Source organism: Cryobacterium sp. MDB1-18-1, from assembly GCF_004402735.1.
Taxonomy (GTDB): domain Bacteria; phylum Actinomycetota; class Actinomycetes; order Actinomycetales; family Microbacteriaceae; genus Cryobacterium; species Cryobacterium glucosi.
Window position 1 is genome coordinate 25,013 of the sequence record NZ_SOFR01000066.1, and the last position, 11,346, is coordinate 36,358.

Genomic DNA, 11,346 nt, shown 5'->3' on the forward strand with positions numbered 1-11,346 from the left:
ATGCTCCTAAGCGACCAGGTAGGAGGCGGTGACGGCGAGCAGGGCGAGGGCGAACGACCCCGCGAGCAGCTCGGGCACGCTGAACAGGCGCGCCTTGGCGAGGAAGACCTCGCCGACGCTCAGCGCGGTGCCCAGGGCGAGCACCTTGGCGGCGACTGCGACGGCGCCGAGGAGGAGACCGGGCACGGTGAAGTCGGTGAGGACGCCCCACGGCACGATGAGGTTGCCGAGCAGGCCGAGCAGGGCGGCGAGCTTGAGCCAGGAGCCCAGTTCGAGCCAGGCCAGGTCGCGCCCGGAGCTTTCGAGCACCATGGCCTCGTGCAGCATCGTGAGTTCGAGGTGCGTCGAGGGGTTGTCGATGGGCAGCCGGCTCGTCTCGGCCATGATCGCGATCGCGAGGGCGACCATCGCGAGCAGGCTCACGGGGGAGATGATCACGGCGGGCGTCTGGAGCCGGGTCTGCACGATCAGCGACAGCGTCGAACTGCCCGCCGGGATCGAGAGGGCGTAGATCGAGAGGAGCAGGGTCGGCTCGACGAGGGCGGCGACCGTCATGTGCCTGCTCGAGCCCATCCCGCCGAACGCGGTGCCGCCGTCGAGCCCGACGAGGGCGAGCGCGACGACGCCGATCAGCATGACAGAGACGATCACGAAGAGGTCGCTCGGGATGAGCGGGAGCGCGAGGGTGCCGACGAGGGGGAGCAGCACGCAGAGCAGCAGGCTCGAGACGAGCAGCACGATCGGGCCGACCGACAGCATCCAGCTCGAGTCCGCCGCGTGCACAGGCTCCTTGGCGAGGAGCTTCCGCACGTCGCGCCAGGGCTGCCAGATTCCGGCTCCCGCGCGGCCCTCGAGCCGGGCGCGCACCTGGCGGATCACGCCGATCAACAGCGGGGCCAGGAAGACGAAGAGCGCGAGTTGCAGCACGGCCATCAGGATCGGGGCCCCGATGCCGGCCCAGGTCAGCTCGACCGCGTGCGCCGCAGGGCCCATGCCCAGGCGCATCACAGCGACACCGCGATCAGCACGACGAGCAGGGCGGCGAACGAATAGCCGAGGTAGCGGTGGATGCTGCCGTCCTGGGCGCGCCGGGCGGCGAGGCCGAAGCGCTGGGCCGCGTTCAGGACCGGCCGGTAGAGCCGGGTCTCGATCACGTCGGAGACGGTCTGTTCGACGTGCACCTTCTCGACGAGGTACCTGGACTCGCCGACATGGGTGACCTCGACGTCGCGCGACGGACGCAGCACATCGTCGAAGACCCGCACGAGTGGTTCGGCGTATGAGGTCGCGGTGTACTGCATCCGGGGCCGGAGCCTCGAGCCGCCACCGGCCCAGGGCAGCGGGTCCACCCGGGTGGGGTGGCGCCGGGCGCCGAGGGCGACGATGACGAGGATCGGCACGAGGACGAGTCCCGCGAGGATGACGAGGGTGCCAGGGTCGAGCACAGCGTCGATTCCGGAGAGGCTGACGCCGGCGAGGCCGACGGTGTGCACGTCGGGAACGATGACGGGGCCGACGGCCGCGGCGATGGCCGCGGCGAGCGGGCCGGGCATGAGCCCGAGGCCGACGACGGCGAGGGCGCCGAGCACGAGGGGGACGCGCATCACCCAGGGCACCTCGCGGGCGATGCTCGCCTTCCGGGAGCGCGGCCGGGCCAGGAATGCGATGCCGTATGCCTTGACGAAGGTCAGCAGTGCGAGTCCCGCGGTGAGGGCGAGCACTGCGACGGCGAGCGGCATCGCGATCGACGCGGCGACGGAAACGACCTCACCGTCGAGCCGGGCACCGTGGATCAGCGCCTGCAGCAGCATCCACTCGGCGACGAAGCCGCTCGTGATCGGGAGCGATGCCGCGCCGAGACTGGCGAGGCCGAACGTGCCTGCCGTCCACGGCATCCGTTTGCCCAGGCCGCCGAGGCGGTCGAGGTTGAGCTCGCCGGTCGCGTGCGCGACGGCGCCGGCACCGAGGAAGAGGGTCGTCTTGAAGGCGGCGTGGCTCACCATGAGCAGAAGGGCCGCGACGAGGGCGGCGTCGGCGGCGGCCGTCGCGTTGTAACTGCGCAGCAACACGGATGCCCCGAGGCCGAGGAAGACGAGCCCCATGTTCTCTGTGGTCGAGTAGGCCAGCAGCACCTTGAGGTCGCTCGCGACGGAGGCCTGCAGGATGCCGTACACGGCGGACACACCGCCGAGCACGAGGATGAGCACGCCCCACCACGGCGGGCCGGAGGGCAGCAGGCGCACGCAGACGAGGAGCGCGCCGTAGACGCCGATCTTGACCATTGCGCCGCTCATCGCCGCGGCGACGTGGCTCGGCGCCTCTGGCAGCACCCGGGGAACCCAGACGTGCAGCGGGACGAGCTCCGCCTTGCCGCCGAAGCCGAGCAGGAGGAGGACGAACGCGAGGTTCGCCGGCCAGGAATCGGCCGGCACGGTCGCGAGCGTCTGGAAGCCGGTACCGCCGGTGGCGGCCACGAGCACGCCGAAGCCGGCGAGCACGAAGAAGAAGCTCAGCTGGGACATCGCCGAGTACCAGATCGCGGCGGAGTAGACGGTGCTCCGGCTCGCGTGGTCGGCGAGGAGGAGCACGGTGGAGCCGAGGGTCATGATCTCCCAGAGGAGCAGGAAGGACACGACGTCGGTCGCGGCGGGAACGAGCTGCATGCCGCCGAGGAAGACGGCCATGGCCGCCCAGGAAGTGCGTGAGGCCTCCGCGCCGCGGGCCGAGCCGATCCCGAAGAGGGAGACGAGGGCGCCGACCGCGGAGACGACGATCATGAAGAGGCCGCCGAGCCGGTCGGGGGAGAGCACGAGGGGATCGATCGGGAGAGCGAGCGGGATGGTCAGGGTGCCGTTCGCCCCGCCGAGCGCTGCGGCCCCGGTGACGATGCCGGCGAGGCCGAGGAGGGCGCAGAGCGCGCCGGTCGCGCGGGACCGCCACGAGACGGGACTGAGCAGGCCGGTCGCAACGGCGGCGAGCGCGAGCAGGGCCTGGACGACGAGGCCGGACTGGACGGCGTTCATCGCCCGGTCATCCGTCGGAGGGCTTCGACGATGGCGGCAGGTTCCGGCGGAGTACCGGGGACAACGAGGTCGACGTGCACGAAGTCGGACACCGGGCCGGCGACACCGTAGCCGTCGGCGAAGACGCCGCCCGTGATCGCGCAGTCGCCGACGGCGACGACGAAACGGGGGGTGGGGGTCGCGACGACCGTGCGCCGAAGCGGTTCGATCATGTTCCTGGTCACCGAACCGCAGATCAGCAGCACGTCAGCATGACGAGGCGAGGCGACGAGCCGCACGCCGTAGCGCTCGACGTCGTAGACCGGGCCGAAGGCACTGGCGATTTCCTGGGCGCAGTCGTTGCAGCCGCCGGCATTGATGAAGCGCACCTGGATGCTGCCGCCGAAGATCCCGGCGCCGGGGAACAGGGCGGGGGCCTGCGGGGCCTGCTCTGCGATCCGCCCGCTGCGACGGATGAGGGAGGTCAGTCTGGTGACGCTCACCGGGGGTCTACGCCACTAAACATCATTACTTCTTTATATACCTATATGATGAATTTATCAAATAGATTGTGGACACTGCGCGGTGCGGGGCGGTCGTTCCGTCGGACTCAGGCCTCGTCGTCGATATCGACGTCGGCGCGGTTCGCCGGGCCGCGCTCCCGGGTCACCCGGTCGAGCAACGGGGTGATCCGGTACGGGATCAGCTCGCCCATGGCGAGCGAGGTCTCCGTGCGATCGACGCCCTCGCACGCGAGGATCGTGCCGTCGATGCGGAACAGGTCGTCGGCATCCGTGCACACGACGAGGACGAGCAGGTCCGTCGACCCGCTCATTCCGTGGGCCTGAACGATCTCGGGGATCTGGTTGAGTTCTGCGACGATCTGGCTGAGCCTCTTCTGCTGCAGGTGCACCTGGATGAACGCCGTCAGGGGGTGGCCGAGGGCGATCGGATTGATCCGGCGATCGAAGGCCAGGAACGCGTTGGATTCTTCGAGCCGCGCCATCCGCGCCTGCACGGTGTTCCTGGACAATCCCAGCCGCTGGGCGAGGGCCACGAAGGTGCTGCGCGGCTCTACGCAGAGGGCGCGGAGGAGTTGGAGGTCGACCCTGTCCAGACTGTGCATAACGCATGAGATTAGCACGCAGGAGGCCCGCAGAATAGGGCAAAGTGATTAGTGTTACGCCCCGCGAGGGCGCATCCGTGAAGGACGCGTCGGGAGGGTCACCGCGGCGGTCCGCCGCGCTTCCCGCCGGCTTTCGCAGGCCTCATTCTCTTGACCGCCGGCGGGCGCCGGAGCAGAGTGAGGTACATGAGCGCAACCGGTTCGATCCAGAGTCCCGTGCAGACCGGCCCCGTGCTCGCGGGCGGCCCGTTCGTACACCTCGATGGAGCGTTGCACGCGAGCTACCGCACGAGCGATTTCGCCTCGGCGGTGCGCTTCCTCGACCGCGTCGCCGAGGCGGCGGATGCCGCAGGCCACCATCCCGACGTCGAACTCGGCTACGGGACGGTCGCCTTCCGGCTCCGCTCGCATGATCTCGGCGGCGTGACCGAACGCGACCTCCGGCTCGCCCTGCAGATCCAGGCGCTCGCGAATGAGCTCGGTGCGGAAGGCAGGGCCGTGACGCCCGCCCGGTACGACGTTGCGATCGACTGCACGGACGCCGACTCGATCCGGCCGTTCTGGCGCGTCGGCCTCGGTTATGTCGAGCTGCCGGCCGACGGCGACGGCGACGTGGAACTCGTCGACCCGCGGGGTCATGGGCCGAGGGTCTGGTTCCAGCACATGGAGATTGCCCGCACCGACCGGAATCGTATCCATCTGGACGTCTACGTGCCGGGTGACGACGCCGAGGAACGCGTCAGCGCGATCGTCGAGGCCGGCGGCACGCTGCTCACCGACGAGCACGCCCCCGAGTGGTGGGTGCTCGCCGACGTCGAGGGCAACGAGCTCTGCGTCTGCACCTCGAGCTACTGAACCCGGGTCAGGCGGCGGCGGAGGCGAGCGTCTTCTCGATCGCGCCGACGAGCTCTGGTGACTCGGGTTCGACGGTCGAGGCGAAGCGGTCCACGATCTGGCCCTCTGCGTTCACGAGGAACTTCTCGAAATTCCACTTGACGAGGCCGGGCAGCAGGCCGGACTTGAACCTGGTGAGCTGGGCGTAGAGCGGATGCTGGTGCTTGCCCCGGACATCCACCTTCTCGGTCATCGGGAAGGTGACACCGTAGTTCAGCTGGCAGAACGCCTCGATGTCGGCGGACTCCCCGGGCTCCTGGCCCATGAACTGGTTGCACGGCAGGCCGAGGACGACGAGGCCGTCGTCCTTGAAGCGCTCGTAGAGGGCCTCGAGGCCCGCGTACTGGGGCGTGAAGCCGCACTTGGATGCGACATTGACCACGAGAACGGTCTTGCCGCGGTAGTCGGCGAATGTCGTCTCCGTGCCGTCGATGAGGGTGAGCGGGGCGTCGTACAGGGGGGAAGAAGAAGGCATAATCGCAGGCTATTAGCGAAGTCTCCGAGTCGGCTGGGGACGGCGGGAGAACCGCCGGGGGAGCTGGCGGCCCGCATGCGGTAGAATTGGGAGTTGACAGCGCGATTCAACGGCCATCCACAGCTGCGCTTTCACGCTCTGCGGTTCCACACACCCGGATGGCTTTCCACGGCTTCGCCCAGTCGAATGAGGCTCACGGCCTCGCGACCTGACGCGCGCATCACCTTCTGATTTGCATAACCCCGTCACCACGGCTGCCGGATAGACCCGGCGCCGGCTATGAGACCGGTTGCCCTGTGCGCGGTTTCGCCAAGAAATGAGTTTATTTAATTGACTAAGCACGAACTCGACCTGAACAGCCCGCCGTCCCTCATCAAGCGGGGACTGCGCATCGTCCCCCTCGGCGGCCTCGGCGAGATCGGTCGCAACATGACCGTCTTCGAACACAAGGGCAAGCTGCTCATCGTGGACTGCGGGGTGCTGTTCCCCGAGGAGACCCAGCCCGGCGTCAACGTGATCCTGCCCGATTTCTCCTACATCCGCGGCCGGATGCAGGACGTCGTCGCCGTGGTGCTGACCCACGGCCACGAGGACCACATCGGCGGCGTTCCCTACCTCCTCCGCGAGCGCGCGGACATCCCCGTCGTCGGCAGCGAGCTCACCCTCGCCTTCGTGAGCGCCAAGCTCGAAGAACACCGGATCACCCCCAAGCTCCAGCAGGTCAAGGAAGGCCAGCGTCGCAGCTTCGGCCCGTTCGACCTCGAATTCCTCGCGGTGAACCACTCCATCCCCGACGGACTCGCCGTCGCCATTCGCACCGAAGCCGGCCTCGTGCTCGCGACCGGTGACTTCAAGATGGATCAGTTCCCGCTCGACAACCGCCTCACTGACCTCCCCGGCTTCGCCCGTCTCGGTGAAGAGGGCGTCGACCTCTTCATGACGGACTCGACCAACGCCGAGGTTCCCGGCTTCACGATGACCGAGGAAGACATCCGCCCGGCCATCGACTCGGTGTTCCGCACCGCGCCGCGCCGTATCATCGTGTCGAGCTTCGCGAGCCACGTGCACCGCATCCAGCAGGTCATCGACGCGTCGGCCAGGCACAACCGCAAGGTCGCCTTCGTCGGCCGCTCGATGGTGCGCAACATGGCCATCGCGGAGAAGCTCGGCTTCCTGCACGTGCCGAAGGGCCTCATCGTCGACGTCAAGGCGCTCGAGCGGATGAAGGACAGCCAGGTCACGATGATCTGCACCGGGTCGCAGGGCGAGCCGATGGCAGCCCTCTCCCGGATGGCGAACCGCGAACACACGATCAAGATCGGCGAGGGCGACACCGTCCTCCTCGCGAGCTCGCTCATTCCCGGCAACGAGAACTCGATCTACCGGGTCATCAACGGCCTCACCCGCTGGGGCGCCAATGTCGTGCACAAGGGCAACGCCAAGGTGCACGTCTCCGGCCACGCGAGCGCCGGCGAGCTCGTCTACTGCTACAACCTCGTCAAGCCCAAGAACGTCATGCCGATCCACGGCGAATGGCGCCACCTCAAGGCCAACGCCGAGCTTGCGATCCGCACGGGTGTCCCCGAGGCGCAGGTGCTCGTCGTCGAAGACGGCGTGGTCGTCGACCTCATCGACGGCGTCGCCAAGATCGTCGGCCGCGTTCCGGCCGAGATCGTCCTCGTCGATGGCATGACCGTCGGCGGTGTCGCCTCCGAGGAGGCCCTCGCCGACCGCGTGCAGCTCTCCAACGACGGCGCGGTCACGATCCTCGGCATCCTCGACACCCGCACCGGCGCGCTCGTCGAACCGGTCGAGTTCATCGCCCGCGGCTTCGTGCAGGACAACGCCTGGATCCAGGGCGCGACGAAGTCCATCGACGACGCTCTCCGCGCGGCGAACAAGGTCAAGATCGTCGACGGGCCCGAGCTCGAAGAGATCTTCACCCAGAGTGTGACACGGTGGATGCAGCGTAAGTACCGCCGCATCCCGGTGATCACCTCCGTCGTCGTCGACGACTAGCAGCCACTCGAAGGCGGATGCCGGTGGACCCGCGGGTCCGGCGGCATCCGCCTTCTTCGTACCACTCGTCCAGAAATGAAAGCCATAGTCGTACCATGACAATTTCGCCGCCCAGCAGGAAGAAGGGCCGTCGACTCCGCCGTCGTTCCATCGTCCTGATCGCAATGGGTGTCGTCGTGGCCGTCATCGCGACCGTCGTGACCGTCATCGCCGTGAACCTGCCCGACGACCTCGAGATCGGCCGGCTGTCGCAGAAGAGCAACCTCTATGCGACCACGAGCGCGGGAACCCCCTACCTCCTCGCGTCGTTCTACGACCAGAACCGCGTCGAGGTCGCGTTCGACGCGATCAGCCCGTTCGTGAAGGATGCCGCGACCTCGGGAGAGGATCCGGGCTTCTACGACCACGGGGGCGTCGACATCTGGGGCACCGTGACCGGCATCGTCTCGACCGTCTTCACCGGCACAGCCAGGGGCGGCTCCTCGATCACCCAGCAGTACGTGAAGAACGTGCTCGTGCAGAAGTGCGAAGCGCTCACCGACGAGACGGAACGCGCGGACTGCTACAACACGGCCACCGAGGCGAGTCCCGACCGGAAGCTCAAGGAGATGAGCCTCGCCATCGGCCTCGAGAAGAAGTACTCCAAGGACGAAATCCTGCGCCAGTACCTGAACATCACGGGCTTCGGCGGCTCCGTCTACGGAATCGAGGCCGCGGCAAGCTACTACTTCAACACCACGGCGGCCAACCTCACGTTGCCACAGGCCGCGAGCCTCGTCGCGATCGTCAACAACCCGGTCAAATTCCAGCTCGACAAGCCGGACAGCGCGACAAACGGTGCGGCCAACGGTTATGCCGACAACAAGGACAGGCGCGATTACATCCTCGATGCGATGCTCGAGCACGGCAAGATCAGCCAGGCAGATCACGATGCAGCGATCAACGCCCCGATCGAACCGACCATCACCGAGCCGAGCACCGGGTGCCAGACAGCAGGCGGCAGCGCCTACTTCTGCGACCTCGTCATGCAAACGCTTCGCAACGACCCGGCATTCGGGGCGGATGCCGAGACACGGCTGGCCAACGTGCGACTCGGCGGGTACAACGTCTACACGACCCTAGACCTCGATCTGCAGTCCGCCGCCGAGACCACAATGAAGGCGAACGTGCCTGCGACGTATCCGGGCTGGGACGTCGGCGGGGTCATCACGAGTGTGGAGGTCGGAACCGGGCGAGTCCTCGACATGGCCCAGAACAAGGACTACAGCCAGGATCCTGCCGTTCAGGCGACCGGAGACAACTTCAGCGGCATCAACTACAACACCGACCTCGGCCAGGGCGGCTCCAACGGGTTCCAGACCGGGTCGACGTACAAGGTCTTCACCCTTGCCGAGTGGCTCAACGAAGGCCATTCCCTCTCCGAGTCCGTGAGTTCCCGGCCCCGGTCGAACTGGGGGACGTTCGAGGACAGTTGCAACGGGCCGCAAAGCTACGGGGCGGCGTTCAACCCGAAGAACGATTCCTCGTCGGAGAACGGCTCGTACAGTTCGGCGTTGCAGTCGACCATCCAGTCGATCAACACGGGTTTCATCGGTATGGCCAAGGAACTCGACCTGTGCGGCATTCGCAAGACGGCCGAAGCATTCGGCGTGCACCGTGCCGACGGGAATGCGCTCGAGCAGGGCGCGGCATCCGTGCTCGGAACAAACGAGATCGCGCCCCTCACCATGGCGGCCGCCTATGCCGGGATCGCAAACGACGGCGTGACGTGCACGCCGATCCTGATCGACAGGATCACCGGGCCGGATGGTACGGAGATTCCCGCGCCGACGTCGAACTGCACCCAGTCCGTCAGCACGGACGTCGCCGCGGGGATGAGTTATGCGATGCAACGGGTCATGACGAGCGGAACGGCGGCGGCCTCCTACCGAGCCACCACGCCCCGGGTGCCGATGATCGGCAAGACCGGCACTACCGACGACAACAAGGACACCTGGATGAGCGGGGCCAGCACGAAGGTCGCCACCGTCGTCGGGGTCGTGAACGTGTCCGGCGACGGCCAGGACCAGCGGACGACGTACTTCGACAGCGGCCAGGCCGCGACCGCCCGGCACCGGATGTGGCCGGATGTCATGAGCGTCGCCAACGAGAAGTACGGCGGGGACAGCTTCACGGTGCCGCCGCGGAGCATGACCCGCTGATCCGGACTGTGTGGCTGATCACGACTGTGTGATAGGACGGAGGAGTCGGCTCATCACACAGGAGATGCCGGGGACAGTCGTTTGACGTGGCCGTTCGGGCGCTCCGGAAAGAACACGGAAATGACGTCACACACGATCGGCTACTTCGTCGGAAGCCTGTCCTCCACCTCCATCAATCGCACGCTCTCCCGGGCGCTGATCCGGCTCGCCCCGGAGAACCTGCACTTCACGGAAATCCCCATCCGGGACCTTCCCCTCTACAGCCAGGACTTCGACGCCGACTATCCACCGGAGGGGCGCGCCCTCAAAGCTGCCATCGAAGGCTCCGACGGGATCCTGATCGTTTCGCCCGAATACAACCGGTCGATACCGGGGGCCCTGAAGAATGCCATCGACTGGGGTTCGCGGCCCTGGGGGACCAACTCCTTCGCGCGGAAGCCCACCGGAATCATCGGCGCCTCCGTGGGTAATATCGGCACCGCCGTCATGCAGTCGAACATGCGCAGCGTGCTGAGCTTCCTCGATGCCCCCCAGTTGAACTCCCCGGAGGCGTACATCAAGTTCGATCCGACGGTCTTCACGGGCGACGGCGAAATCACCGATGCGGGCACCAGGGACTTTCTCCGGCACTACATGGATGAGTACGGTGCGTTCGTCCAGCGCGTCCTGGACGTCACCGCGCCGGGCCACATCGGAGACTTGCACGCGAGCTCGAAGAAGTGACGCGATAGCCGTCGGCCCCGAGCGCTAGCGCCTGTCAGAGAATTTCTCCACAAAAGTGCTCCTTGACCGGGTTATCCACAGGTGATTCATGGGCGTGCGGATGCCGGTGGAATGTCGGTGGTCCTCCGTAGAGTGACCGGCATGACAGCTGAAGAACCCTCAGAAGTTCGCTCGGAAAGCACGGCGGAGCCCCCGCCCGGGACCCCGCCCGGGACCCCTCCCGACCCGTATCTGAACCCCCGGCATCTGAGCCTTGTGGATCCGCCCCTGTCCGAGGTGTATGACGCGATCCGGGACGCGGACCGGGAAATCAATCAGGCCACCGCTCGCCGGGCCGCCGCGATCTACACCGCCCAACGGGTGCTCGCCGACGTCGGGCGGGCCCGTGCGGAGGCCGCTGAACGCGCCGGTGGGCCTCGCCCGCCGTGGTCTCCGGAGGAAGCCACGAAAGAGGAATTCACCTGCGAGGTCGGCGCTCTGCTGCGGCTCCCGCGCCGGACGGCGGAGACCCTGATCGAAGCCAGCCGCACCCTCGCGGAGGACCTCCCCGTGACCCGGGAGGCCCTGGCCTCCGGGGTGATCAGTTACCGGCACGCGCAGGTGATCATGGAGCAGGCCTGGGGTATCCGGGTCGATGATGACCCGGAAGCGGCCGCCCGGGCCCGGGCCGTGTTCGAGGAGGTCCTCGTGCCCGACGCGGAAGTGCTGACCGTGGCGAAGCTCGCCGATCGGGCCCGAAGGGTGCGGGAACGCACCCACCCCGAGACCATTACCGCGAGGCACCAGAAAAGCGTCGAGGACCGGCATGTGGTGTTCCAGGCCCTCAACGACGGAATGGCCTCCCTGTATCTGACCGGGGATGCGGAGAAGGTGCAGGCGGCCTACCACCGCACCCTCGACACGGCG

At 67.3% G+C, this 11,346-nt stretch carries 10 protein-coding genes; 5 read left to right on the top strand and 5 right to left on the bottom strand.

Translation table 11 applies throughout. The annotated features are described in order from the left end of the window. Nucleotides 1-6: 6 nt before the first annotated feature. The 4 genes from E3O50_RS16150 to E3O50_RS16165 all read right to left on the bottom strand — a co-directional run bounded on the left by E3O50_RS16150 (nucleotide 7) and on the right by E3O50_RS16165 (nucleotide 4,128). Nucleotides 7-1,005: an NADH-quinone oxidoreductase subunit H gene (locus E3O50_RS16150; protein ID WP_241975289.1), complete on the bottom strand. Its 999-nt coding sequence runs from the start codon at nucleotides 1,003-1,005 to the stop codon at nucleotides 7-9. Continuing rightward, nucleotides 1,005-3,023: a proton-conducting transporter membrane subunit gene (locus E3O50_RS16155; protein WP_134558602.1), complete on the bottom strand. Its 2,019-nt coding sequence runs from the start codon at nucleotides 3,021-3,023 to the stop codon at nucleotides 1,005-1,007. The genes E3O50_RS16150 and E3O50_RS16155 overlap by 1 nt, the downstream gene beginning before the upstream one ends. Continuing rightward, complete coding sequence (locus E3O50_RS16160; RefSeq protein WP_134558603.1) at nucleotides 3,020-3,505, bottom strand: oxidoreductase; 486 nt, start codon at nucleotides 3,503-3,505, stop codon at nucleotides 3,020-3,022. Before E3O50_RS16160 ends, E3O50_RS16155 begins: the two co-directional genes overlap by 4 nt. Before the next feature lie 107 nt (nucleotides 3,506-3,612). After that, nucleotides 3,613-4,128: an Lrp/AsnC family transcriptional regulator gene (locus E3O50_RS16165; protein ID WP_134449609.1), complete on the bottom strand. Its 516-nt coding sequence runs from the start codon at nucleotides 4,126-4,128 to the stop codon at nucleotides 3,613-3,615. Between the two features lie 186 nt (nucleotides 4,129-4,314). On the opposite strand from E3O50_RS16165, the gene E3O50_RS16170 reads away from it, so the two are divergent. Further along, entirely contained in the window at nucleotides 4,315-4,983 is a 669-nt protein-coding gene (locus E3O50_RS16170) for a VOC family protein (RefSeq protein WP_134558604.1), read from the top strand. A 7-nt stretch (nucleotides 4,984-4,990) separates the two neighbouring features. Here the strand turns inward: E3O50_RS16170 and E3O50_RS16175 are convergent, their stop codons facing one another. Beyond that, nucleotides 4,991-5,497, bottom strand: coding sequence for a glutathione peroxidase (locus E3O50_RS16175; RefSeq protein ID WP_134558605.1), 507 nt, complete (start codon nucleotides 5,495-5,497; stop codon nucleotides 4,991-4,993). 330 nt (nucleotides 5,498-5,827) lie between these two features. Between E3O50_RS16175 and E3O50_RS16180 the strand changes: the two genes are divergently transcribed. The 4 genes from E3O50_RS16180 to E3O50_RS16195 all read left to right on the top strand — a co-directional run. After that, the gene (locus E3O50_RS16180) at nucleotides 5,828-7,516 is read left to right on the top strand and encodes a ribonuclease J (RefSeq protein ID WP_277870833.1); all 1,689 of its coding nucleotides are present in this window, start codon (nucleotides 5,828-5,830) and stop codon (nucleotides 7,514-7,516) included. Nucleotides 7,517-7,611: 95 nt separating this feature from the next. Beyond that, nucleotides 7,612-9,717 (top strand): transglycosylase domain-containing protein, encoded by a 2,106-nt coding sequence (locus E3O50_RS16185; RefSeq protein WP_166790621.1) that lies wholly within the window; start codon nucleotides 7,612-7,614, stop codon nucleotides 9,715-9,717. Between the two features lie 120 nt (nucleotides 9,718-9,837). Continuing rightward, nucleotides 9,838-10,440, top strand: a complete 603-nt coding sequence (locus E3O50_RS16190; protein ID WP_134449613.1) for an NADPH-dependent FMN reductase — start codon at nucleotides 9,838-9,840, stop codon at nucleotides 10,438-10,440. Nucleotides 10,441-10,581: 141 nt separating this feature from the next. Beyond that, nucleotides 10,582-11,346 (top strand): DUF222 domain-containing protein (locus tag E3O50_RS16195; RefSeq protein WP_166790622.1); only part of this gene is annotated, 765 nt, incomplete at its 3' end.